This window comes from Advenella incenata (assembly GCF_004217095.1).
In the GTDB taxonomy this organism is placed as follows: domain Bacteria; phylum Pseudomonadota; class Gammaproteobacteria; order Burkholderiales; family Burkholderiaceae_B; genus Advenella; species Advenella incenata.
Genome location: NZ_SHKO01000001.1, coordinates 224,121 through 247,498, shown reverse-complemented (window position 1 = coordinate 247,498; position 23,378 = coordinate 224,121). Strand labels below are relative to the sequence as shown.

Sequence of the window (23,378 nt, the reverse complement as noted above, 5' to 3'; positions counted from 1 at the left end):
TGCGCATTTTGGCGTTAAATGAGGCCTTAATGCTTGTGTTTTGGCTTGTCAGATCGGCTGGTACTGGCCATGTCCTTGAGTTCTTTTTTTGACATGGACTTATACATTGATTTGGATGCGCCTTTCAAATCGCCCACTTTCTTTTCGCCCTCTTTGGCCGATAGTGCAGCGCCGGCTGCCTGTTGCTGGCTTCTGGATTTCGCTGGCATGGTGATATCTCCGTGTCGAAATAAGAGTCTTCATTATCTGCCTGCGCTGCACAAGGATGCAAACATCGCCGGCTGTATTTTGTAAACACTCGTAAGGCAGGAAATTTCATCACCAATAAATTCTTGCATTAGCCCTGCAACGTCGGCGATCCATCCACCATGGTGCAGGATGCTTCGTCAAAAATAGGAAAATGTCCATATATTTCATATACCTAGACTTATTAAAAACATGTAACAAAATGGTCTGACTGGGTTTTAAATTGCTATTATGAATTGTGGCTCTTCCAACTCAGAGTTGTTCCACCTCAATGCAATTACACTGAAAGGAGATAAAAATGAACCACGACATCACTCAAGGAAAATGGGAACAGATCAAAGGCTCCATCAGGGAAAAATGGGGTGATCTGACTGATGACGACATCGCGCAGGTCAATGGCAATGCACAGAAAATGTACGGTGTGTTGCAAGAAAAGTATGGCAGAAGGCGCGAGGATGCCGAGCGCGAGGTTAACGATTTCTGGGCCGAGCAGAATCGGCTATAAAATACAAATCAAAGGCACCCTGGCGGGTGCCTGAATTTTTTGCAGGTGTACTGTGGGGGACATGAACGGATAATGTTGCCGACTGACTTGCCGGATAAAAATAAGGCCTGCTCACGCGCGGCGCCTTAGTAGCCGATCAACGCTCTAAGGGTCACCAGGATATCGGACATACGCGAGCCCATTCAAGACCTGTTGAGTCCCGCACTTGCTTATGTGCTACTTAACGTTTCTTCCGAATAAAAATGGTGAGCAAAGTGAGTATCAGAAATACGATAAACAGAATTTGCGCCACCAGCGCCCCCCAACTTAGAAATCCTCCAAAACCCAAGATCGCGGATATGACAGTCAAAACAAAGAAAAAAACCGTGTGCCAGACCATTTGCACCTCCTATCCTTATGACAAATGTCATGTCGAAACGATGTTCAAAAGTAGTCTATAGCTATTATCCTAGTACCGATACAGGCGACGTTAAACCTAATTTACAGATTAATAACATTCTTAATGTTCTGAAGAAAAATCGGGGCCGGATACTGGAAAAACACGGCAAGCTTGCCTGGTTAATGCCTCTGATGCAGCAACACAGCGCTATTTTTTCCCAATTGGTACCGGAATATCAAAATGCAGCACCTGCTCCTGTACACCCAGTTTGCTATACAAGGCAATGGCCGGCGCATCGCCCCTGTCGGCCTGTACGTACACAACCCAGCCTGCGTTGTCTGCCGCAAACTCACATAAATTGCGGATAAGCGCTGTAGCGATACCCTGCCTGCGATGTCCGGCGTCGACGGCAAGATCATAGATGTAATATTCCCGCCGCGCCATCTCGAACTTGTCCAGTGCGTAGGCCACTAGCCCGCCCAGCACGTGTCCATCGTTTAATGCAACGAAGACAGAAACATGCTCCTTTGCCAGAAAGTCCATCAGATAGGCATCTGTCGCCGGCCTGCTCTGGTAGCTGACCGGATCGTCAAATGCCCGGCTAAACAGTACATTCAGTTGCCGTAGCAACGCAACATCGCCCGGCAGAAGGCGAAGATATTGCGTTTTCGATGAAGATCTTTGCATATATCTTTCCCGATATGAAACCAAAGCGCGCTGCCCGCCCGTGTGCGAATGGGCGGCTAAAACACGGGCAAGGCGGCTTTTCCGCCCATCAATCGCTCTTCATGGGCGAGTTGATTATCAAGGCGCGGTAACGCATGACACATCGCCTTCCTTGCATTGAAGCAGCGTATTGAGCTCGTCGGCCCGCGCTTGCGTCTTATCCGTCAGACAACCGGCGATGAGCATCGCCTGTACGGAACCCCCTTGCGCGCCTGAACTTTGAAATTTGCAGTCCAGATCCCTGAACTGAATCCAGGCGTTCTGGGCTGCCTTCAAATCGGTTTTTTGAGAGGCTTCAAGCTTATTGAACACTTCCCGATATACCTTGTTCAAGCGTGCATCCGCTTTTTTGTAGTCGGTATTGGCGGCCTGATTCATATCGCTTTGCGTCGCGGCGTAACTCTCGTTACTTGCGGATGTGAATACAGCGATGCAGGCAAACACTGAACACAGTAATACGTTTCTGAACATAAATCCTCCGATAAAGTGTGGATTGGTAACCAGCAAAAGTATGCAGAACAGCCACACCCGCTTACAGGCAGACTATTTGCGATACCTCAATTACAACATCAAGCGTACGCTGCCAACGAGGCGGGACAATGGCCGAATACACTGTTACCTGCATCCAGCAACAGGCCGATGGCCTATGCATTCGCCGCATTGGCTGCAAGTCAGTCGCGGCAGCGGCCCTGCAGCCCCCATTGCCGGTAAATGTCATTAATGGCACGAACCGACGGGAGCGACACGGTAGGCAATGCGGTTTGCTCAAGCAGTTTTATATAACGTTTGTGGTTTCCTGGCGTGACAACTGCAATATGGCGGATCATCTCCCATTTGAGACTGTCCTGAGCGCCTTCCAGAGCTCCATAACGTTCACGTTCAAATAGTGTACGACGCAAGTAACGAAACAGGCTGGTCGCCGTATGCACGTTCAGCAAAATAATACCGGTCGCCCGCTCGAAACGCTGTGGCATGTACTTGGAATAATTGCCGTCCATCACCCAGCGCTCGCCCGCGATTGCTGCCTCATGCAATGCAGAAAACGTGGCCGCAGGACGAGGCACCCAATCAGTATTGGGTTCATGAAAAAGTTGGTCCAGATGCACCGGCACCAGATTGCATTTGCGGGCGATCGCCGTAGCCAAAGTAGATTTTCCGCTGTTTGACGGCCCAAGAATACAGATTCTGGGACCCAAAGAGGAAAGAGGGATTGTGTTTTGCATTGCTTCCCGTCCGTTTAGCCATCGCAAAATGCGATGGCACCATAGTAAATGGTTGATTTGGTTAATTTAAATGCCTGATTACAATCAATTTTCAATGATTTTAAAGGGTCAGAAATGAGAAACTACCGAATCGGCCAGATTGTGCCCAGCTCCAATACCACCATGGAAACGGAAATCCCGGCCATGCTGAACGCGCGCCGCGAACTGTTCCCCAACGAAACCTTTACGTTTCACTCTGCACGCATGCGCATGATGAGCGTTACGCCAGAGGAACTGACGGCGATGGATCAGGCCAGCGACCGGTGCGCCATCGAACTGAGCGATGCCCGCATGGATGTCATGGCCTATGCTTGCCTGGTGGCTATCATGGCCCAGGGCAACGGCTATCATCGCCAATCGCAGGCGCGCTTGCAAAAAGCGGTTCAGGAAAACAACACCAACATCCCTATTTTGAGCTCGGCTGGCGCGTTGGTAGACAGCCTGAAGGAAAAGAACCTGGGCAAGGTCTCCATTATCACGCCCTACATGAAGCCACTCACACAGCGCGTGATAGAATACATTGAAGCCGAAGGAATCAGTGTTCATGACTCCATCAGCCTGGAAGTATCTGATAATCTGGAAGTCGGTCGCCTGGATCCGGCCAATCTGCTGGAACACGTAACGCGCCTGGATATTGAGGGTGTAGATGCGGTCATTCTGTCTGCCTGCGTGCAAATGCCATCGCTGCCGTCCATCCAGAAAGCGGAAGACAAAATCGGCAAGCCAGTACTATCTGCTGCCGCAGCCACGGTTTATCAGATGCTGAAAACTCTCAACCTGGAAACGCGGGTGCCTAACGCCGGATTCTTGCTGTCGGGCAACTAGCGGGTTCGTACTGCCACTGAACGTGCCGTGAAAATTGATCTGCTCACATTAAAATTATTTATACGGGTTGTTGATGAGGGCACGATCAGTCGAGCAGCAGAACTGGAAAATATCGCGGCGGCCGCAGTCAGCCGCCGCCTTTCGGAACTGGAAGACAAGCTTGGCCTGGTTCTGCTGAACCGGACCAACCGCGGTGTAACGCCGACACCGGCCGGCCTGGAACTGCTGTACCGGGGACGCGCGATTCTTAATAGCGTACAGGCGGTAGAACACCAGCTTGGCGATTTTGGCAAAGGCCAGCGCGGCAGCGTCACGCTGGCGGCCAACCCCACGGCCATCACACAATTTCTGGCTCCGTTACTGGCCGACTTTTCCGGTAAGTATCCCAACATCCAATTGCATCTGGAAGAGAAAAACAGCCTGAGCATTACCCGTGAGCTGGCCGCCGGCAAACTGGACATCGGCATTTTCACTCAAATTCCCTATCAGGACGATATCGAAGTTGCCCACTTTCGGACCGATACGCTAATCGTTCTTGTCCCTGCCGGACATCCTCTGGCAAAGCGCGATAAGGTTTCCTTCAGGGAAACACTAAGCTACAGCCACATCACCCTGACGGCCGGCACCCAGCTCAATTACCAGCTTATTAATGCAGCACGGGCCGAATCGGCCAATGTCAGGATCGATATTGAGACATCCGGCTATGACGCCATGTGCGTGCTTATCAACGCCAATATGGGCATCGGCATTCTGCCTGAAGGCTGTGTGGATCTATACCGGGTACCCGATACAGCAAGAGTTAAACTTGACGAAGAATGGGCGGAACGCAAAATCCTGATTGGCGCGCGCCGTATTCGCGACCTGTCTGCAAGCGCAAGACAGGTATTTGATTTCCTTTCGGAAAACAATGACAGTATACTGTAGTTATTGCTAGTGCAGAGACCGTATTTTCCCGATAGAATTGCGAAAAGGCACCGGTAACTTTGGTGGCCAGGGCAATCCTGAGCTGCGCTTCAAGTCACTTCAGTATAAGGTTCACTGCATAATGAGAAAGAGAGACAACGACGATCTGCCCACGGCCGACCATTCAGACGAAATCAAGACCAAATTTCATGACCAGGGGCTGTGGTCGCGGCCAGGTTTTCTGGTTCGACGGCTCAATCAAATTCATTACTCCATGTTCTTCGAAGAATGCAAGAACGAAAACATCACGCCAGTGCAACATGGCGTACTATCAGTATTGCTTAACGAGCAGTACCTGGACCAGTCATCCATCGGGCTCAAAGTAGGTCTGGACCGCACCACCTCTGCTGATGTCATCAAGCGTCTGGCTGATAAGGGCCTGGTCAGTCGCAGGGTCAATCCAGACGACCGGCGCTCGCGCCAGTCTTTCATTACAGAAGAAGGCATCCGCGTAATGAAACAATTGCGCAAGGGGATGATTCGTTCACAGGAACGGCTGCTGGAACCGCTGAACAATGAAGAACGGGAAATTTTCGTGCGGCTGCTTAGCAAGCTGGTAGAGGAAAATAATCAGTATGGTCGGGCAGCGTTAAAGGATATGTAGCACGGATATGCCGCACACGCCTGGATAAGTCATGTTCATGGGGATGCCGTGCCTGCGGCGCTCCCATGAACAAATTCAAAAGCCCGGTATGCGCCAGCTCAGCTCATATCCTGCGCGATGATACATTCGTCCACACGGCAAGACGATACCAGGCACAAGCGGCTCGTGACGGCGCGGCGTGTCCGATCTTGCCCGTTGCCGTCCCATCATAAGTAATGGATCACGGGCGGCCAAGGCATAACGCAGAGCCTGCTTATTCGTGCCGGCGACGCCCGGTCATGATCCTGCGTTCCACCCACGCCAGCAAGCCGTAAAGGGCCATCCCCATCAGCGCCAAAATAAACAGCGAGGCAAACACCCGCACCGTGTCAAAACTTCCCTGCGCGCTCATGATAATGTAGCCCAGCCCTTGCTGCGACGAAACAAATTCGCCCACAATCGTGCCCACCAGGGCCAAAGACAAGGCAACTTTCAGACCGGCCACAATCGACGGTAGCGCCGACGGAAATTTTACCTTCAGAAAAAAATCCACTGGACTGCCCTTGAGCACACGCCCCAGATCAATCAGGTCAGGTGGCACCGAACGCAATCCATGGACCGTATCGATGATCACGGCAAATACCGCGATCATGAAAGCAATCAGGATTTTCGGTTCGGAACCGGTGCCAAGCCAGATCACGAAAAGGGGCGCCAGGGCAACCTTTGGAATGCTATTGAAGGCAATAATCAGAGGGTAAAAATAGCGCTCGAAAAAGCGCGAACTGACCAATGCAACGGCAATAAGAACGCCGCCTGCCACTGCACAGGCAAAGCCTGCCAGCGTGATCAGCAAGGTGTGCCATGCCTGCACAGCGTACCAGCCTGCTTCACGAAACAATTCAATGAACACATCGCTGGGGGCAGGCAGGATAATAGGTGGTACCAGACCAGCGCGGCACACAATCTCCCAAATGATCATCAGCACAATCATGGAAATCATGCCGTGCAGGCCATTGCGTGCAGAGTTCATTATTGCATTCATCATCAATGCTCCATGCCTTCAAACAGACCGCGAATATGGGCGGACAACTGGCCGAATGCTGCCGACTCTCTGATATGCAGCGGACGAGGCCTTGGAAAATCGATAGGTATGGCCTCCACGATACGACCCGGACGCGGACAGAACACCAGCACCACATCCCCAAGAAAAATGGCTTCAGCTATCGCGTGAGTAACAAAAAGCGTGGTATTGCGGGTTTGCGTCCAGATCCGTTGCATCTCGACATTCATCTGATCGCGGGTGAGCGCATCCAGCGCCCCAAAAGGCTCGTCCATCAGCAGCAGGCGCGGGTCATCCACCAGTGCCCTGCAAATTGAAGCGCGCTGACGCATGCCGCCGGACAACTCATGCGGATAACTGTCGGCAAAACCGGCCAGCCCGGTCAGGTGCAGGAGCGAATCAACCCGTTGCTGGTAATCTTCTTTGCGCTTGCCAGCAAATTCAATCGGCAGCAGAATATTGTTGCGGATCGTGCGCCACTCCAGCAAAGCATCTCGCTGGAACACCATGCCAATATTGTCAGGCGGGCCCTTCACAGGATCCTGCCCCACCTGCAACGACCCCGCAGTGAGTTTCTCCAGGCCAGCCACACAGCGCAGAAACGTGCTCTTGCCACAGCCGCTCGGGCCCAGAATACTGATGAACTGACCGGGCTGAATTGATACGCTGACATTCAGTAGTGCCTGCGTCTGATTGGTTCCGCCGTACTGCTTGGATACACCTTCTGCAATCACGCCCGCTGCATTCATTTGACAATCTCCGGTGCAACGTTTGCAATGGGTTGAATCAGATCCTTCACATAATATTCATCGGGATCAAGCTTGTACCGTATCGACCCCACCTTATGCAGTGTACTGACTGATTTTTTAAAATCGTCGGGGTTGATCATGCCAATCTGCTGCTTCCTGTCTTGCGGGAAGTAGGGCTTGAGCGCATTGAGCTGTTCGGCAAGAATGCCCTTGTCCAGCCGTGCCTGCGGACGCTGGGCAACAATTGCGTCAACCGCCTCGGCCTCATGTCCATCCATAATGTATTGCCAGCCGTAGGCGACAATACTGGCGAACTTGCCAATGGCCTCTTTCTTTTCTTCCAGCTTTTTCTCGTTGGTAAACAGGCCAAAACTGACCATGTCCAGGCCGTAATCGGAAAACGGCAAGGGGCGCGATTGGCGCTGGCGGGTGACGCTGGGCAGGATAAAGGGAATGGTGGAAATCACTGCATCGGCACGTTTGACTGCATAAGTGGCCGCCTTGGCCGATGCGTCTACGCTGAGCAAGTCCACGTCGGAGCGGCTCAGCTTGCCTGCCTTGAGGAAAAAATCAATGAATGGGGCCTCGAGCGATCCGGCTGTGTACAACACTTTTTTGCCTTTGAGCTGGGCAGGACCCACGATATCTGAATCGGACGGGACCAGCGCGCCAATATCGGTACTTGTCATGAACGGTGCGATGGCTTTCAAGGGCATGCCTTTGTCGCGACCGATCATCATCGCTGCCAGTGACGCATGACCCACATCGAAATGATCGCCAGCCCCCAGCATCTGCACGGTACTGACAGAGCCATTGCCGTCTTCCATCCGGACATTGAGCCCTGCCGCCTTGAACCAGCCTTTTTGCATGGCCAGGTGAAACGGCGCCTGTACCGCCCAGGGCGTCCAGTCCAGCCGCACCGCCAAATCCGTCTCGGCCGCTGCGGCAACAGGCAGCCAGCTACATACCACCATTGCCGCGACGCACTGTCGGGCTTTTTTCAACAACGCTTTCATTAATGCACGCTCCTGTCATGTGTTAACACTGGAAAACCGATACATCTGCAATCGCTGCGCGTTCACTGGCGGTCTTGCTCGCGCCTACCGTCCGGCGCCAAACAGTCCCTTGATACGCCCCCACATCACACTCATCATTAACTTGAACGGGCTGATCTGTGATTGTGGAATATCACTGGCATCCGCATCCGGATTCAGCAACCGGAACTCCACGTTCTTGCCAAAGTCGGCAATCATGCGCTTGACGAAATCCTGGACCAGACCGGAGCGCGAAAACTGCGCCAGCGGCCCCTGCAAAGAATAGGCAAGAGATACGTTGACCCTGCACAGATGCTCATCATTTTGCACAATTGCATAGGTCACATCGCCCTTGGCCCGCGAATTGCTCAGGGAATCCACACCCTCGCCGCGCAGCGTTGCAACACGATCGTTGTCCCGACGCTCCAGCGTGGCGTTGCCCTTGAAGGCAGCGGCCATGGGACCGAATTTGACAGCGATCTGGCCTTTGACCCGGTCGCCATCCTGTTCCTGGATCACCGCGCCTGGCAGGCAGCTGGCTACCGCATTCAGATCGGTCATAAACGTCCATACTTGTCCGGCCGGCAATCTCAGGTCAAAGCCGCCTTCAACGGTCGTGCCCTTGCCTTCTTTGGCGCCACCGGCCTTTTCCGTAGCAGGGGCTTGGTCGGCGATCACGTGCGCCGCATCGTTTACCGGCTTTGTTGCGGCAAATGATTCGAAAGCCGGAAACACAGGAAATTGTCGCGGCGCATTTTGCCGCAACCGGGCACGCAACTGCTCCACCTGTTCGTCCGGCTGTTCCTTCAGCCTGTTCAGCACAGACAGCACCGCCGCCGTAATGCCCTGGTAGCCCGTACAGCGACAAATATTGCCGCTCAGCTCAATCCGTACCCGCTCCTGGTCTGCATCAGGCAGTCGCAGCACAATGTCGCGACTGGTCGCCAGCATACCCGGCGTACAGAATCCGCATTGCAGAGCGTGATATTCGTTAAAAGCAACCCGCAGCATGCGCATGATCGCATCATCCTCATAACCTTCTATGGTTGTTACTTTTTTTCCTTCACAGGCAACCGCAAATGTAATACACGACCGGACCGGCTTGTCATCGACCAGAACAGTACAGGAGCCACAGACCCCATGTTCGCAACTCAAATTGGTGCCGGTCTGACGCAGGTTATCCCTTAGAAAATCCCCCAGATGGGTGCGGGGCGTCACATCTTGGCTCACTTGCTTGCCATTGACTTGCAGTGCGAGTTCACTCATTTGTCATTCCTTGTTCTCCCAACGCCTGCCGCAGACTGCGTTCGACAACGGTGCGAAACCATATCCGCTCGGCGGGGTCTTTGTTTTGCATATGGGGCGCAATGGCCTGCTCTATCGCCTGCGGGGTTACTGCAGCCATACCGTACTGGGCCACACTGACAGAAAGATCCGGCAGCAATTGTGGCGCACCGTCGAGCGCGCCGATCACAATGCGTGCCACCGCGGCAGCACGGTCGAAATAACAGGCGCAACTGGCCTCGGCAAACTCGCCAACCTTGCGCACAAACTTGTAGTATCCCCAGCGAACATCGGGCGACGATTGCGGGACATGCACCGCCACAATCATTTCCTGCGGCTGCAGGTCCGTGGTATAGGCCGCCTGCATATATCGGGTGGCAGGCACCATGCGGGTGCCCTTGCGTGAACGAATTTCCAGCTGCGCATCCAGCACATTGCATACCAGCACCCAGTCTGCGGCCGGATCCGCATGGGCCAGGCTGCCGCCTATGGTGCCGCGGTTACGCACCGCACGATAGGCGATCCTGCCCGCGACGTAATGCATCATGTGACTACGCAGTGCTTCGTGCGTCCCGTCTTCGATATCCGCATGCGTTACGGCAGCACCAATTCGAATGCTGTTTTTTTGTTTTTCCACGGTGCGCAACGCGGCTGCAACAGAGATATCGACCAATTTCTGAGGACGCGCCAGCCGCAGGTTAAGCATGGGTCCCAGTGACTGGCTGCCTGCCAGCACCTTGACATTGATATCTGTCACATCCAGCAGCGTAAGCGCCTCGTCTATGCCATCAACACGGGCGTAATCAAATTTAGCGGCCTTCATGCGACCTCCTGGATATTTGCCGTGACTGATCCCTGTCCACTATCCCGGTTGGCATTCGCAAGATCAGCCTGCGCCATTGCTTGCAGGATGCGCCGGGGCGTCATGGGTGTGCGTGTGACCAGCACGTTCTGTCCTTTTAAAGCGTCGTTGATGGCGGACATCAGGACGGCGGGCGGTGCGATCGCGCCGCCCTCTCCCATGCCCTTGGCCCCGAACTCAGTGTTGGGCGACGGCGTTTGCGTGTGTTCAATACGAATATTGGGCACTTCCGGGGCGCCGGGCATCAGATAATCGGCCAGCGTCGAAGCCAGTGGCTGGGCTGCGTCGTCATAGGGCATTTCTTCGTACAATGCCGTGCCAATGCCCTGCGCTGTGCCACCAATAGTCTGGCCTTCGACAATCAGCGGATTCAGAATCGTGCCGCAATCTTCCACCACCACGTAATCCAGTATTCTGACGATACCGGTCTGCGGGTCCAGCGCAATGACCGCCGCACAGGATGCATACGTAAAGCTGCCGGTATCGACCTTGGGTTTGTAGCCCACGGTAATTTCCAGACCACTTGGGTCCACATCGGCGGGCAGCTTCTGGGGATTGATGTACCACGCATCGGCAATGTCAGCGACGGTGACATGCCGCTGGCCATGACGCACCTGCCCATCGACCAGTTCAACCTCATCCATGGGTACGCCCAGCATATGGCTGCCGATATGCAACAGGCGCGGCAACAGGGCCTTACAGGCCTTGGACACGGCGCCGCCGGACATCACCGCTGAGCGCGATGCATAAGTCCCCGTGGAAAACGGGGTACGACCGGTGTCGCCATGCGTCAGGTTGATTCTGGATACATCAATGCCCAGAATTTCATTTGCGATCTGGGCGAAACTGGTTTCCATGCCCTGCCCGTGCGAATGCACGCCAACGCTCAGCTCCAGGCTGCCATCGGCAGAGATGCGCGCCATGGCCTGATCAAAGCCAGGAATCACGGCAGTTCCCCATGCAGCAAACACAGAAGTGCCGTGGGCAGACTGTTCGGTATAGGTCGCCACCCCAATGCCCAGCAAGGGCTCACCCGGCTTGCGGGACTGCTGGCGCGCCCGCACATCCTGAACGTTGATCATCTCTAATGCACGGCGCAAACCTGCCGGATAATCGCCGCCATCGTAGTGCTTGTTGGCCACATTCACATAAGGCATATCCTCGGCACGGACCAGGTTATCCAGGCGCACCTCCCACGGCTCGCGCCCCACTTCCCGCGCAATGGCATCCATCAGTTGTTCGATCGCCAGACACACACCGGTACGGGCAACGCCACGATAAGGCATAAAGCCGGGCTTGTTGGTAGCCACCCCGGTTGTCGTACAACGATAGCCCTGTATCCGATAAGGTCCCGGCAGATTACCAAGGGCCTGGCCCACCTCCAGTCCTACGGTAAAGGGCCAGACCGAGTACGCACCGGCGTCAACCGTGATTTCGGCATCCAGCGCCAGAAGACGGCCTGTGTTATCGATATGGCCGGTCAGCGTATACTCGTGCTCGCGGGTATTGGCCCCCACAATCAGGTGCTCGCGCCGGTCTTCCATGTACCGGAACGGTTTTTTATAGGTTTTGGCCAGCCAGGCCACACAAAGTTCTTCGGGGTGAAGCACGCATTTGTAGCCAAAGGCACCGCCCACATCGGGAGAAATAACCCGGATACGTGACTGATCCAGATTCAGAAATTGGGCAAAGCCCGTGCGATGCATGTGGGGGATCTGACTTCCACAGTACACGACCAGCTGATCAGCCTGATGATCCCAGTACGCCAGGACAGCCTTGCCTTCCATGGGCAGCATGCATTGACGTGACAAACTCACGCGGTGAGTGACGGTACGCTGCGCCTTGGCCGCATATTGCTCAAACTTCACGTCGCTGTTCAGTTGTACAAACAGATTGTTCTTCCAGCTGTCATGCACAAAGTTGTCCTGTGCCTGGCGTGCCTCATGCATATTGGCATAGACGGGCAGCTCTTCGTAATCGACCTCAACCATTTCCGTGAAATCTTCAGCTTCGGCGCGGGTAGGCCCGAACGCCATGGCAACGGCCTCGCCCACCAGCCGCACCTTGCCACTGGCCAAAGGCGGCGTGGTGGAATTCTGGTACCCGGGCAGCGTGGACGGCGCAAAGATGTCTGCACAGTCCATGGCATCTCGCAATATCACATTTTCCTGCGCCTGCGCATCTACCGTGATGCCCCGCAATCGGGCATGCGCCATGGGGCTACGCAGAAAAGCCACTTCCTGCAAGCCTGGCATTTGCATATTGCCGATAAAGTTGCCTTTGCCCTGCAAGTGACGATCGTCTTCCTTGCGCAGAAGCCGCGCCCCAACGCCTTGTGGTTTCACTGCCGCCAAGGTCTTTTCGCTGTCGTTCATAGTCCTGCCTGCTCTTTGCCCAGCAATGTGCTTACTGGTCCTTGTTCAACTGCCTGAATGTAAAGTTATCAAGAGGGCTTTCAGCAACGCGGAACCAGGCAGCCTGGTCCTTCTGATATGCCTTCCACTGCGGATAAATCTTGGCAAAATCGGCGTTCTTGCCCGCCAGTTCATCCCAAAGCGCTTGCGATGCCTGGTAGGCCGCCTCCATTACATCCTTGGGAAACAGGCTGAGCTTGGCTCCCTGGGCAATGAGTTCACGCAGCGCTTTTGGATTAAGCGCATCATAATGCGCAAGACAGGCCATATATTGTTCATTGCTGGCTGTCTCAAATGCGATCTTAAATGTATCGGGCAGTTTTTCCCATGCTGCCTTGTTAACCATACTGGTCAGGGCGGCGCTGCCTTCGAACCAGCCAGGCGTATAGTAATACGGCGCTACCTTGTTCAGGCCCAGTTTTTCATCATCGTAGGGGCCAATCCATTCTGCAGCGTCAATCGTACCCTTTTCCAGCGACGCATAAATATCGCCAGGTGCAATCTGCTGTGCAATAGCGCCCATCTTGAGCAGCACCATGCCACCGATGCCGCCAATACGCATTTTCAGGCCCTTGAAATCGGCCAGTGATTTTATTTCCTTGCGAAACCAGCCGCCCATCTGTACGCCAACGTTGCCACAGGCAAAATTCACAATATTGGACTTGGCATACATTTCGCGCAAAAGATCCATGCCGCCGCCATAGTGCAGCCATGAATAGTGCTGACGCGCATTCATGCCGAACGACAGGCCGGTATCAAAAGCGAGCGCCGGATTCTTCCCGATAAAAGCGGTGCTGAGCACATGATTGCATTCCACTGTTCCGTTGGAGACCGCATCCATGTTCTGGGAGTACGGCACAATTTCCCCTGTTTGAAACACGTCAATCTGAAATTTGCCTTCGGTTAGCTGACCGATGCGCTTGCACATATTTTCCGCTGAACCATAAATGGCGTCCAGGTTTTTGGGCCAACCGGCCGACATGCGCCATTTGACTTTCTGAGCCGTTTGAGCCACTGCTGGCGCGGCGGCCACTGATGCCAGACCAACGCCGGCAGATTTAATCAGGAAACTGCGTCTTTTCATTTTTTTCCCCTGGAACGAAATGACTGTCAATGGAATATTCGATTACCAACTGCCTGCAACATTTATGCAAGTATGCTGATTATTTTTTTGTGGATCAAGCAGGGTAAATACTGATAATCAAAAATGACGTTTGTAATGTGATGATTTTTATGGGATTTTTTTGTCAAAAAACTTAAACATCAATTTAATTGGCTTACACAACAGCAAAATTTCAATTGAAATGAGTGTTACCGGGGAAATATTGTAGTATGATTTAGTACAGTATACTGAATAATATTTTTGCCGCGCCACCCTATGGAAAACATCGGTGGCCCCACAAATTTTTTCATTCATTTCGCGAGGAACAATAATGGCCTGGATAAAAATTGACAAGGCAAATGAGCTGGATAATGAAGAATCTCTCGGCTTCGAAATAGAGGGCCACAAACTTGCCCTGCACAAGCTGGATGATCAGTTCTATGTCAGCGACAACATTTGTACGCATCAATACGCCCTGCTATCGGAAGGTTTTCTGGAAGACGGCTGTATTGAGTGCCCGCTGCATCAGGCGCAATTCTGTTTGAAAACAGGCAAGGCGATGAGCGCGCCTGCCACAGTCGGCATCAAAGTATATGAAGTCCGGCAGGAAGACGAGCAAGTACTCGTTTGCTTTCCCTGATCTCCTTTCCTGCATCCATCCAAAAGTCATGTGCTATACCCAGCCTGCCATAGAGGTAAACAATGCCTGAACAAAACAGTAACCAGACGATATTGATTGTCGGCAACGGACAGGCCGCAGCCATGGCAGTACAGCAATTGCGCAGCCTGGCATTTACCGGCTGCATAAAAGTGGTCGGCCAGGAACCTTACCCGGCTTACGAGCGCCCCCCGCTGTCCAAGGCCATGCTTGCCGATCCTGCCGCCGATGTATCGAGCATCTGTATTCATCCCCGGGATTTCTACGACACGGCAAAGATAGAACTCATTCTGGGCAAGTCGGTAACCCGGATCGAGACTGAGCGAAACGTTGCCATGCTTGAAGATGGGCAACAGATTGCCTACGACTATTGTCTATTTGCCACGGGCGGCCAGGCGCGACAACTGCCGGCCTACCCCTATGGCAGCCCCAGTGTGCACTATATTCGTACTGCCGATGATGCGCTGCGGCTCAGGCAGGCCGTGCGCCCCGACTCGCGCGTGGCCATTCTGGGCGGCGGCTTTCTAGGCATGGAGCTTGCTTCCACCGCGCGTGCCCTGGGCGCTAGCGTCGATGTGATAGAAACAGCCACCGCGCTGTTGACACGCAATGCGCCTGCGGTTTTTTCGCAATGGCTACAGGAACGTGCCCGCCACGCCGGTATCACCCTGCATCTTGGTACAAAAATCGCTGCCAGCCAGCGGTGCGAGCAGGCCAGCACGCTGAAACTGACTCTGGACAATGGTCACCTATTGAACGTAGATCATCTGATCGTTGCCATTGGCATGAATCCGAACTCGGAGATCGCCGCCCGCTCAGGCGTGACCGTGTGTCCTCAAACCAAAGGCATTGAAGTTGACAACCACGGCCGCACCAATATTGCGAACGTGTTTGCAGCGGGTGACTGTGCTACACACGTGGATCGGCAAACCGGCGAACGCGTGCGCATGGAATCCTGGCAGAACGCCAACGAGCAGGCTCGTATAGCTGCAGATGCCATATTGGGTATTACGCCAAAGGCCGCGGCCTTTCCCTGGTTCTGGACGGATCAACTGTCCTGCAATATCCAGATGCTGGGCGCCTCTGTGGCCGATCTGCAGTTTCTGGTGCGAGGCGACATTGATGCGCGTTCTGCCGCGCCGGAATTTTTGCTGCTCGGCCTCAAAGACAACATTCCTCATTACGCACTGGCTGTGAACGCCGCCGGTCAATTGCGCGCTATCCGCAGCCTTCTGGAAAAGAAAGTCGCCATTGATCCTGCGGCCTTCAGCAATACCGACATCCCTATCAAGCAATTCGTTAAAAAGGCGACCGCCGCAGCCGTCATGTAAGTGACAAGCCGCCGGATCATTTCAGGAGAAAAATCATGTTTCAGTCGCAAACGGTCATCGGCCAGACACTGGGCACCAAGAATATTGCTGCCGAGCAGTGCATCTGGCCCGCAGACAAACTGCATACCATCCCCGATTGGGTCTACACCAGCCAGTCCATTTATGACCTTGAAATGGAACGCATTTTCCACGGCAACACATGGAATTTCGTTGCCCTGGAAGCCGAGATTCCCAAGTCAGGAGACTTCAAGCGTTCCTATGTTGGCGCAACGCCTGTGGTAGTGTCGCGCGCAGAGGATGGTTCCATCAATGTCTTCGAAAATCGCTGCGCCCACCGGGGTGCCGAATTTTGTCGAAAAAACCAGGGCAATACCAACGAATTCGTGTGCCCTTACCACCAATGGTCTTATAGTCTGAAGGGCGATCTGCAGGGTATTCCGTTCAAACGGGGTGTCAATAAAGAAGGCGGCATGCCGCGCGACTTCAAAAACGCGGACCATGGGCTGAAAAAACTGAATGTGACCACGTATCATGGCGTGATCTTTGCTTCGTACTCAGACCAGGTCGAACCGATTGAAGAATACCTGACTCCGGAAATTCTGGAAGATTTCAATGTCATTTTCCCGGGCAAACCATTGCGGGTGGTGGGTTACTATCGGAACGAGGTGCCCTGCAACTGGAAAATGTATCACGAGAATCTGAAAGATCCATATCACGCTACATTACTGCATACCTTTCTGGTGGTATTTGGGCTGCTGGTGGCCGGCAATAAATCGCAAATGTTTGTCGATACCGTCCATGGACGCCACGGCTACATGGCCTCGGCCAAGTCAGAAGACAAATACGCCAGTGTCAGCGATGAAAACAAAAAGGAAATGCGCTCCTACGTTGACACGTTGCGGCTCAAAGACGAACGCTTCCTCAATTATGTCAAGGAATTCGATTCACCCTGGTCTGTGACTATGCAGACGATCTGGCCCAACCTGATCGTACAGCGGGAAATGAATACCCTGGGCGTACGCCAGATTATCCCTAACGGGCCAAACAGCCTGATCATGCAATGGACCATGTTTGGCTACGAAGACGATTCCGAGGAAACCATACGCCATCGGCTGCGCCAGGGGAACCTGATGGGTCCGGCCGGATTTCTGGGGCTGGAAGACAACGAAGCGATGAAATTCGTTCAGGAGGGGGTGCGCCGTTCAACCACAGACACCAGCATTATCAAGCTGGACGCCAATAAAGTTGGCACATCCGATACGCTGATCTCCGAATCTGCCATACGCTCCATGTATGAGTACTACCGCAAAGTCATGGATATCTGAAAAAAGGAAATTGCGAATGAAAAATATGTTTGCCTACCGGGCCCAGAATATTTCAATTGAAAGGGCTTCGGCATTACGCCCTGAGATAGAGAATTTCCACGCGGAGTACTGTGCTGTACTGGATCAGAACCAGGTTGAATTGTGGCCAGAATTTTTTATCGAAGACGGGCTTTATCGCGCCACCTCACGCGAGAATGCCGAACTGGGCATGCCTGTGGGACTGATCTATGCAGAAGGCCGTGACATGATGCATGACCGTGCCGTAGCGACTTCGCGCACGCAAATGTACGCCCCGCGCTTTACGCTGCACCTTGTCTCAAACCTGCGTATCCTGGAAGAAACAGCAGCCGGTGAGATAGAGTCCCAGGCCAATTTCCTGCTGATGCAGACGCTGATCGAAGGCCCGTCCACGGTTCATCTTGCCGGCACATATCATGACACTCATGTGCGGGTGGACGGACAGCTCAAGCTCAAAGAGCGACATGCCATCTTCGATACGGAGATCCTGGCAAACAGCCTGGTCTACCCGATCTGATTCAACAGTTGCAGGCGCGGATAAATAAAAAGAGCACGATCAAGTCGTGCTCTTTTTTACTTCTACATATATTCAGGAATCACCGTCCGCCAACTGGCCCAAACCCGTTAAGGCACTTCAATACCTAACGCAGCCAGCGCCTGGTCTCTTTTCATGACCGCTGCATACTTTTGCTGCATATCAAACAAATTGGCCTGGTGAGGGCCCTGCGCGCGATCGCCGACACAGTCTTCGATAACCAGTGGAACAAAACCCAGCTGGCTAGCGTCGACAACACTGGCGCGGATGCATCCGCTGGTGACCGCGCCTGCGACCAGCAGCGTATGCACACCCCGATGCGTCAGCCACGCGGCCAGGGACGTACCGAAAAAGGCGGATGCCACGTTCTTGCGAACCACCAGTTCACCCTGCCGGGGCGCCAATTCGGGAACGATCTGGCTGCCAGGCGCCTGCTCTGTCAAGGTCAGCATGGACGGAATCTTGGCGCTAAATACATTGTGATCGGAACCATCATCCGCATAAACAATGCGCGTATGGGCTATGGGCCAACCAGCCTGGCGCGCCGCAGCCAGCAATGGTACCGTATTGTCAATCGCCTCTCGGATATTACCGCCACCAAACACCGCGGGGTCGGCAAAGCCATTGACCAGATCCACGATCAACAGCCCAAAGGGTCCTTTCAATTGAATCTCTGCCCCAAACCCCTGGGCAGCGTAAACTGCCGAATCGCTATTATTTGCCATGTCTATTTTCCTGCAATTTACCTTTTGTCACGACCGCTTCCCCGTCCAGGCATACTGTGCAATTGCGCAAGGGAATATCGATGTGACAAGCGGTTGTACGCGAACCACCCGCTTCGTTATTGGGCCCCAGCGAAAACAGAAAATTGCCTGCAAACGCGCGGGCGTCCATGCCGATGGTCTGTTCCTTATCATACAGCTCGAGCACCGACCAATAGGCTCGCTTCTGCAACCCCCAGCCGATATGCGAAATTGCATATCCCTCAGGATCATTGAACGTTTCCATATACTCGGCAAGTCGCTCAGCCTCGATCCCACCATCAATTTTTACGGCATAGCCATTTTTCACCGTAAGCACAATAGGGGCAGACACATAGGACTTTTGCGGCAGCAGAATGTCTCCTGCATCAATTACGATCGTACCATTGGCGCCGCCCTCATTGGGCCAGGTCAGTGAAAAGCCGCTGGGCCAATGGTCCCAGCGACCGGGCTCATCGACAAATCCATATTCGCTGATGGCGGGAAATTCACCCAATGGGCAACGCAAATCGGTTCCCGCATCCGAGACAACCGTCATTTCTTTTGCATTTGTAATTAACGCAGAAGCGGCCAGCACGCGCTCGCGATCTTCTGTTGTCGGCAGACAGCGAACCAGAATTTCCGGCGGCTCTACAGCCAACAGGATCTTGGTGCCGCTCTCCAGAATATCAATCTGTTCCGGCGAAAACAGCAAGGTCATCAGATCAAGCACCAGATCGCTCGCCTTGAGCGCGGCGATAGCGGCAGGATTACCTGTTAGCGCTGTGGTTCCCAGATAGGCCAGCGGATCGCGACTCAGGGACTTCTCTGCATTTACTGGGGGCAGATCCAGGCGGTTGACAACGGCGCCCAATGATTGCACAGCGATCAGGGCACATGACAGGGTCTGGGGGTGCGTGTTGGTGCTGGTCAGTATGGTCACAATCTGCCCCTTTTCCAGCCGGGACAGGGTCAGCACATGCTGCCATGCGGCGATGAGTTGATAGTCGCTAACGGCCATGGACATCTCCTTTAAAGGTATAGTGGCAACGACAAAATGTCGGGAAAGCAGCGCAAGCACAACCGTCGCTTCCCCTGCTACATAAAGCTAGCAAGCCTGCGAGACGCGTGTCAGATGCTGCCCCAGAAATTGCCCGAAAGCCTTGTAGAAGCCCTCTTCGTTATCCCAGGGAATCATATGGCCGGCATTGTCTACCCGCACATGCGCCAGTTCGCCGATCAATCCTTCCATTTCCTTTACGTCCTCGGGCAACACCACTTCTCCGCGCTCTGCGCTCATCAATAGCACCGGCACGCGAATTTTCGGGAAATCCGCAAAAACGTCATCGGTATGAAAGCCTTCGAAACTTTCCACAATGGCGCGCTCATCACAAGTGTGAAGCCACTGGGCGCGCAGTCGCAACTGTTCCTCAGTCCATGTGGGGCAAAACGCTTTCATGTCCTGCGCGCTGCATCCCTTGCGGGCAAGCGCCATGGAATCCACATACCACGGCAATTTGGACGGATACGCCCGGCGGCCTGGTCCCGATACAGGCGGATCCACCATGACCAATCTGCTCAGGCCGGTGGGCTCGATGGCCGCTGCTCTGGCGCCGATGCGCGCTCCCATGGAATGACCCACAATGATGTAATCTTTCAGTTCCAGCGCCCCGGCAAATTCGATCACATCGCTGGACTGCGCATCCAGACTATAGTCCAGCGTTGCACCGGCCTCGCTCAAGCCCCGGCCACGTACATCCAGGATATAGGTGTCGTAGTGCAAGCCAAAGCGCTCGCCCACAAAAGCCCAGGTCACGGCGGGGCTGGTAATGCCCGGTATGATTACAACGCTTGGGCGTGCCTTGCGCTCGCCCTGCTGCCCACCAAATCGCAGATAATGCTGGCGGATCCCATTGGCGTGGACATTGGCACCGTACACAAAAGTGCTCATGAATTTCTCCGGAGAAGTCAAAGGTTGAACAATTTTTTCGCGTTCTCGTAGCACACCATGTTTTTGGTCTGCTCATCCAGCGGTGCCGTATCAATGAAATTTGCGGCAAGCTCGATAGACTCATAGGGGTAATCGACAGAGAACATCACCGCCTGTGGTCCCATCTCGGCAATCGCGCCCTGCAACGCTGCATGGGAACAGACCCCGGAGGTGGTAATCAGGATATTGCTGCCAATGTATTGCGAAGGTTGCTGCTTGAGGCTGACGCCATGCGGATAGACGGCAAAGCGACTGTCAAAACGCCATCGCTGAAATGGCAATCCCTCTCCCATGTGGCCCAGAATGACCTTCACTCCCGGAAAGCGATCAAATACGCCACCGAACAACAGGCGCAATGCGTGAGTGCCGGCCTCTACTCCCCACCCCCAGGTCGCGCCCACCAGCTCGGGATGCCCGCTATAAGCGTGAGGAACATCATAGGCATCAAATGGATGCAGATAGAGCGGGACTCCCAGCTTTTCCAGCTCGGCCCAGAACGGATCGTATTGCCGATCGTCATAATAGATGCCATGCGTGTGACCATTGACCAGCGCACCCTTGAAACCCAAGTCCTTCACGGTACGACGCAATTCTTCGATCGCAGCGTCCGGATCCTGCATCGGCAACGTCGCAAAGCCCCCGAACCGTGCACGATTGCGATCGATCTGCGCAGCAAGAAAGTCGTTGTTCTGGCGACTGCGGCGCACCGCGGTTGCCGCATCAGGTTCATTCTGCACGCCCGGCCCTGTCTGAGACAGGATCACATAGTCAATGGCGTACTGATCCATGAGACTGATTCGCGTATCGTCGAAATCTGCAAGACGTGCATTCAGTTCACTACTGGCCTGCGTGTTGATGTGTTTTACAAATGCCTTGGAATAATCATCAAATCCCACGGCACTAAAATGCTCCTCGAAAGCGATCTTGCGCGTCAGTGTCATGCGTGAACCTTGTCCTTTAAATGGTGTGTTCTGATTTTACTACAGTATACTGATTAAATTATCATGCAACAACGTCCAGTCTGTTGCGCATGCCCCCGTCTGCGGACGGGATTACTTAAATAGCGGGGCTGAGTCTTCCTGCTCTTGCGATTCTTTACCCTGGCCTGTTGAAGAAGGCTCTGCCGGGGCTGCGCCGCTGCCATACGGATCGGTACTATAGCCGCCCGAATCGTAGGACGTTCCCATGTCAAACCGCACCGTGGCCGGGTCGACCCCCGTCCCGGCCCCTTTGTAATGCAGCACCATACCCGGCCAGATCATGACCGAGGCTACCATCAGCAACTGAATCACGATAAAGGGAATGGAACCGCGATAGATTTCTCCGGTGGTCACCCGCTTGATCAGCTTGCCGGTAATACGATCGACATAATCTTCTTTGGGCGCCACCGAGCGCAGGTAAAACAACGCGAAGCCGAAAGGTGGGTGCATGAAGGATGTCTGCATATTGACCGCCAGCAGGACGCCGAACCAAATCAGATCAATACCCATTTTGTCGGCAACCGGCCCGAGCAGCGGCACAATAATAAAGGCCAGCTCAAAGAAATCCAGGAAAAATGCCAGAAAGAAGGTTGCGACGCTAACCACGATCAGAAACCCGGTCTGGCCGCCGGGCAGGGACGCAAACAGGCCCTCGACCCAATGCTGTCCGCCAAAGCCGGTAAAGGTCAGGGTAAAGATCGTTGAGCCGACCAGGATGAATACCACGAAACTGGTAAGCTTGGTCGTGGTATCCATTGCCTGCTTGAGCAACGTCCAGCTCAGGCGCCGTCGCAGCAACGCCATAACAATCGCGCCGACTGCACCCATGGCGCCACCTTCGGTTGGCGTGGCGATGCCTAGAAAAATCGTTCCCAACACCAGAAAGATCAACAGCAGGGGCGGAATCATCACGAATACGACCCGCTCGGCAATTTGCGACAGCATCTGCAGCCGAAGCACTTTATTGGTTACCGCGATGACAAATGCAATGACACCCCAGAGCAGCAAATTGAGCACAATCACTTCGTCGGCCGCCGTCTTTTCCGTCAGAAGCATGGAGTCGAGCAGCCACGCACCGACAGCAGCAACCACCGAGAGCACCAGCAGCGAAACCAGGCCGCTTTTACCATTGGGCTCACGATAGATACGAGCCTCTTCGGGAAGCGCCGGCGCACTGGACGGCTTGATGACCGAACAGATGACGACATAGACAATATAGGCGCCGGCCAGGATAAAACCAGGCACCATCGCCCCGCGGTACATATCCCCAATGGAGCGGCCAAGTTGATCGGCCAGAATAATCAATACCAGCGAGGGTGGGATAATCTGCGACAGTGTTCCGGACGCAGCAATCACGCCCGTTGCCAGCTTGCGGTCATAACCATAACGCAACATGATGGGCAGCGATATCAGCCCCATGGAGATGACCGACGCCGAGACTACGCCGGTTGTGGCAGCCAGCATGGCACCGACCACCACCACGGCGATGGCCAGACCGCCACGGATGGGACCAAACAACTGGCCGATCGTTTCCAGCAGGTCTTCTGCCATGCCGGAGCGCTCCAGAATCAGGCCCATGAGCGTGAAAAATGGCACCGCCAGAAGCGAATCATTCAATACGATGCCAAACACCCGATCCGGCAGCGCCTGCATAAAGGAAAAGGTAAATTCGCCGAAAATAATGCCAAGCAACGCATACAGTATGCCGTTGGCGGCCAGTGTAAATGCGACAGGAAACCCCAGCAGCAGGAAACAGATCAATGTCAGAAACATGATCGGTGGCATATTGTTAATAAAGAATTCCATG

At 53.9% G+C, this 23,378-nt stretch carries 24 protein-coding genes; 8 read left to right on the top strand and 16 right to left on the bottom strand.

The features are described 5' to 3' along the window. Positions 1-26 precede the first annotated feature (26 nt). A complete protein-coding gene (locus EV681_RS01130) occupies positions 27-209 on the bottom strand; it encodes a DUF3008 family protein (RefSeq protein WP_128393540.1) in 183 nt (60 codons plus the stop codon). Positions 210-544: 335 nt separating this feature from the next. On the opposite strand from EV681_RS01130, the gene EV681_RS01125 reads away from it, so the two are divergent. Beyond that, positions 545-751 carry a CsbD family protein gene (locus EV681_RS01125; protein ID WP_130303118.1) on the top strand — a complete coding sequence of 69 codons (207 nt, stop codon included), beginning with the start codon at positions 545-547 and terminating at the stop codon, positions 749-751. A gap of 586 nt (positions 752-1,337) precedes the next feature. On the opposite strand, the gene EV681_RS01115 is transcribed toward EV681_RS01125, so the two are convergent. From EV681_RS01115 to EV681_RS01105, 3 genes are all read right to left on the bottom strand, one after another. Further along, entirely contained in the window at positions 1,338-1,817 is a 480-nt protein-coding gene (locus EV681_RS01115; protein WP_130303117.1) for a GNAT family N-acetyltransferase, read from the bottom strand. Between the two features lie 117 nt (positions 1,818-1,934). Further along, entirely contained in the window at positions 1,935-2,327 is a 393-nt protein-coding gene (locus EV681_RS01110) for a lysozyme inhibitor LprI family protein (protein WP_242612097.1), read from the bottom strand. 200 nt (positions 2,328-2,527) lie between these two features. Next, on the bottom strand, positions 2,528-3,079 hold the full coding sequence (locus EV681_RS01105) for a P-loop NTPase family protein (RefSeq protein WP_242612096.1): 552 nt from the start codon (positions 3,077-3,079) through the stop codon (positions 2,528-2,530). 114 nt (positions 3,080-3,193) lie between these two features. On the opposite strand from EV681_RS01105, the gene EV681_RS01100 reads away from it, so the two are divergent. From EV681_RS01100 to EV681_RS01090, 3 genes are all read left to right on the top strand, one after another. After that, the gene (locus EV681_RS01100; RefSeq protein ID WP_128393533.1) at positions 3,194-3,943 is read left to right on the top strand and encodes a maleate cis-trans isomerase family protein; all 750 of its coding nucleotides are present in this window, start codon (positions 3,194-3,196) and stop codon (positions 3,941-3,943) included. Between the two features lie 27 nt (positions 3,944-3,970). After that, a complete protein-coding gene (locus EV681_RS01095; RefSeq protein ID WP_128393532.1) occupies positions 3,971-4,867 on the top strand; it encodes a LysR substrate-binding domain-containing protein in 897 nt (298 codons plus the stop codon). 121 nt (positions 4,868-4,988) lie between these two features. Further along, the gene (locus EV681_RS01090) at positions 4,989-5,510 is read left to right on the top strand and encodes a MarR family winged helix-turn-helix transcriptional regulator (RefSeq protein WP_128393531.1); all 522 of its coding nucleotides are present in this window, start codon (positions 4,989-4,991) and stop codon (positions 5,508-5,510) included. A 253-nt stretch (positions 5,511-5,763) separates the two neighbouring features. Here EV681_RS01090 and EV681_RS01085 read toward each other — a convergent pair whose 3' ends face one another. The 7 genes from EV681_RS01085 to EV681_RS01055 all read right to left on the bottom strand — a co-directional run bounded on the left by EV681_RS01085 (position 5,764) and on the right by EV681_RS01055 (position 13,976). Beyond that, entirely contained in the window at positions 5,764-6,531 is a 768-nt protein-coding gene (locus EV681_RS01085) for an ABC transporter permease (protein WP_128393980.1), read from the bottom strand. A 2-nt stretch (positions 6,532-6,533) separates the two neighbouring features. Beyond that, positions 6,534-7,298 carry an ABC transporter ATP-binding protein gene (locus EV681_RS01080; RefSeq protein WP_130303116.1) on the bottom strand — a complete coding sequence of 255 codons (765 nt, stop codon included), beginning with the start codon at positions 7,296-7,298 and terminating at the stop codon, positions 6,534-6,536. Then, the gene (locus EV681_RS01075) at positions 7,295-8,314 is read right to left on the bottom strand and encodes an ABC transporter substrate-binding protein (RefSeq protein WP_423191186.1); all 1,020 of its coding nucleotides are present in this window, start codon (positions 8,312-8,314) and stop codon (positions 7,295-7,297) included. Before EV681_RS01075 ends, EV681_RS01080 begins: the two co-directional genes overlap by 4 nt. A gap of 84 nt (positions 8,315-8,398) precedes the next feature. Then, positions 8,399-9,598 carry a xanthine dehydrogenase family Fe-S subunit gene (locus EV681_RS01070; protein ID WP_130303115.1) on the bottom strand — a complete coding sequence of 400 codons (1,200 nt, stop codon included), beginning with the start codon at positions 9,596-9,598 and terminating at the stop codon, positions 8,399-8,401. Next, complete coding sequence (locus tag EV681_RS01065) at positions 9,591-10,439, bottom strand: FAD binding domain-containing protein (protein ID WP_130303114.1); 849 nt, start codon at positions 10,437-10,439, stop codon at positions 9,591-9,593. The genes EV681_RS01070 and EV681_RS01065 overlap by 8 nt, the downstream gene beginning before the upstream one ends. Beyond that, positions 10,436-12,853, bottom strand: coding sequence for a xanthine dehydrogenase family protein molybdopterin-binding subunit (locus EV681_RS01060; protein ID WP_130303113.1), 2,418 nt, complete (start codon positions 12,851-12,853; stop codon positions 10,436-10,438). Before EV681_RS01060 ends, EV681_RS01065 begins: the two co-directional genes overlap by 4 nt. Positions 12,854-12,884: 31 nt before the next feature. Beyond that, complete coding sequence (locus EV681_RS01055; protein ID WP_128393526.1) at positions 12,885-13,976, bottom strand: TRAP transporter substrate-binding protein; 1,092 nt, start codon at positions 13,974-13,976, stop codon at positions 12,885-12,887. A gap of 349 nt (positions 13,977-14,325) precedes the next feature. On the opposite strand from EV681_RS01055, the gene EV681_RS01050 reads away from it, so the two are divergent. The 4 genes from EV681_RS01050 to EV681_RS01035 all read left to right on the top strand — a co-directional run bounded on the left by EV681_RS01050 (position 14,326) and on the right by EV681_RS01035 (position 17,843). Further along, positions 14,326-14,634, top strand: coding sequence for a non-heme iron oxygenase ferredoxin subunit (locus tag EV681_RS01050; RefSeq protein ID WP_128393525.1), 309 nt, complete (start codon positions 14,326-14,328; stop codon positions 14,632-14,634). 62 nt (positions 14,635-14,696) lie between these two features. Beyond that, on the top strand, positions 14,697-15,983 hold the full coding sequence (locus tag EV681_RS01045) for an NAD(P)/FAD-dependent oxidoreductase (RefSeq protein ID WP_130303112.1): 1,287 nt from the start codon (positions 14,697-14,699) through the stop codon (positions 15,981-15,983). Between the two features lie 35 nt (positions 15,984-16,018). Further along, positions 16,019-17,308, top strand: coding sequence for an aromatic ring-hydroxylating dioxygenase subunit alpha (locus EV681_RS01040; protein ID WP_128393523.1), 1,290 nt, complete (start codon positions 16,019-16,021; stop codon positions 17,306-17,308). A 16-nt stretch (positions 17,309-17,324) separates the two neighbouring features. After that, the gene (locus tag EV681_RS01035) at positions 17,325-17,843 is read left to right on the top strand and encodes an aromatic-ring-hydroxylating dioxygenase subunit beta (protein WP_128393522.1); all 519 of its coding nucleotides are present in this window, start codon (positions 17,325-17,327) and stop codon (positions 17,841-17,843) included. 107 nt (positions 17,844-17,950) lie between these two features. Here the strand turns inward: EV681_RS01035 and EV681_RS01030 are convergent, their stop codons facing one another. From EV681_RS01030 to EV681_RS01010, 5 genes are all read right to left on the bottom strand, one after another. Then, a complete protein-coding gene (locus EV681_RS01030) occupies positions 17,951-18,586 on the bottom strand; it encodes an N-carbamoylsarcosine amidohydrolase (protein WP_130303111.1) in 636 nt (211 codons plus the stop codon). Beyond that, entirely contained in the window at positions 18,576-19,622 is a 1,047-nt protein-coding gene (locus EV681_RS01025; protein WP_130303110.1) for a 2,5-dihydroxypyridine 5,6-dioxygenase NicX family protein, read from the bottom strand. Before EV681_RS01025 ends, EV681_RS01030 begins: the two co-directional genes overlap by 11 nt. A gap of 87 nt (positions 19,623-19,709) precedes the next feature. Then, on the bottom strand, positions 19,710-20,552 hold the full coding sequence (locus EV681_RS01020) for an alpha/beta fold hydrolase (protein WP_128393519.1): 843 nt from the start codon (positions 20,550-20,552) through the stop codon (positions 19,710-19,712). 17 nt (positions 20,553-20,569) lie between these two features. Beyond that, a complete protein-coding gene (locus EV681_RS01015) occupies positions 20,570-21,532 on the bottom strand; it encodes an amidohydrolase family protein (RefSeq protein ID WP_128393518.1) in 963 nt (320 codons plus the stop codon). A 111-nt stretch (positions 21,533-21,643) separates the two neighbouring features. Continuing rightward, on the bottom strand, positions 21,644-23,377 hold the full coding sequence (locus tag EV681_RS01010) for a TRAP transporter large permease (protein ID WP_130303109.1): 1,734 nt from the start codon (positions 23,375-23,377) through the stop codon (positions 21,644-21,646). Position 23,378: the final 1 nt, after the last annotated feature.

Bases quoted from the DNA above. Each gene is read 5' to 3' on its own strand.
- EV681_RS01130 (WP_128393540.1), bottom strand. From the start codon at position 209: ATGCCAGCGAAATCCAGAAGCCAGCAACAGGCAGCCGGCGCTGCACTA.
- EV681_RS01125 (WP_130303118.1), top strand. From the start codon at position 545: ATGAACCACGACATCACTCAAGGAAAATGGGAACAGATCAAAGGCTCC.
- EV681_RS01115 (WP_130303117.1), bottom strand. From the start codon at position 1,817: ATGCAAAGATCTTCATCGAAAACGCAATATCTTCGCCTTCTGCCGGGC.
- EV681_RS01110 (WP_242612097.1), bottom strand. From the start codon at position 2,327: ATGTTCAGAAACGTATTACTGTGTTCAGTGTTTGCCTGCATCGCTGTA.
- EV681_RS01105 (WP_242612096.1), bottom strand. From the start codon at position 3,079: ATGCAAAACACAATCCCTCTTTCCTCTTTGGGTCCCAGAATCTGTATT.
- EV681_RS01100 (WP_128393533.1), top strand. From the start codon at position 3,194: ATGAGAAACTACCGAATCGGCCAGATTGTGCCCAGCTCCAATACCACC.
- EV681_RS01090 (WP_128393531.1), top strand. From the start codon at position 4,989: ATGAGAAAGAGAGACAACGACGATCTGCCCACGGCCGACCATTCAGAC.
- EV681_RS01085 (WP_128393980.1), bottom strand. From the start codon at position 6,531: ATGAATGCAATAATGAACTCTGCACGCAATGGCCTGCACGGCATGATT.
- EV681_RS01080 (WP_130303116.1), bottom strand. From the start codon at position 7,298: ATGAATGCAGCGGGCGTGATTGCAGAAGGTGTATCCAAGCAGTACGGC.
- EV681_RS01075 (WP_423191186.1), bottom strand. From the start codon at position 8,314: ATGAAAGCGTTGTTGAAAAAAGCCCGACAGTGCGTCGCGGCAATGGTG.
- EV681_RS01070 (WP_130303115.1), bottom strand. From the start codon at position 9,598: ATGAGTGAACTCGCACTGCAAGTCAATGGCAAGCAAGTGAGCCAAGAT.
- EV681_RS01065 (WP_130303114.1), bottom strand. From the start codon at position 10,439: ATGAAGGCCGCTAAATTTGATTACGCCCGTGTTGATGGCATAGACGAG.
- EV681_RS01060 (WP_130303113.1), bottom strand. From the start codon at position 12,853: ATGAACGACAGCGAAAAGACCTTGGCGGCAGTGAAACCACAAGGCGTT.
- EV681_RS01055 (WP_128393526.1), bottom strand. From the start codon at position 13,976: ATGAAAAGACGCAGTTTCCTGATTAAATCTGCCGGCGTTGGTCTGGCA.
- EV681_RS01050 (WP_128393525.1), top strand. From the start codon at position 14,326: ATGGCCTGGATAAAAATTGACAAGGCAAATGAGCTGGATAATGAAGAA.
- EV681_RS01045 (WP_130303112.1), top strand. From the start codon at position 14,697: ATGCCTGAACAAAACAGTAACCAGACGATATTGATTGTCGGCAACGGA.
- EV681_RS01040 (WP_128393523.1), top strand. From the start codon at position 16,019: ATGTTTCAGTCGCAAACGGTCATCGGCCAGACACTGGGCACCAAGAAT.
- EV681_RS01035 (WP_128393522.1), top strand. From the start codon at position 17,325: ATGAAAAATATGTTTGCCTACCGGGCCCAGAATATTTCAATTGAAAGG.
- EV681_RS01030 (WP_130303111.1), bottom strand. From the start codon at position 18,586: ATGGCAAATAATAGCGATTCGGCAGTTTACGCTGCCCAGGGGTTTGGG.
- EV681_RS01025 (WP_130303110.1), bottom strand. From the start codon at position 19,622: ATGGCCGTTAGCGACTATCAACTCATCGCCGCATGGCAGCATGTGCTG.
- EV681_RS01020 (WP_128393519.1), bottom strand. From the start codon at position 20,552: ATGAGCACTTTTGTGTACGGTGCCAATGTCCACGCCAATGGGATCCGC.
- EV681_RS01015 (WP_128393518.1), bottom strand. From the start codon at position 21,532: ATGACACTGACGCGCAAGATCGCTTTCGAGGAGCATTTTAGTGCCGTG.
- EV681_RS01010 (WP_130303109.1), bottom strand. From the start codon at position 23,377: ATGGAATTCTTTATTAACAATATGCCACCGATCATGTTTCTGACATTG.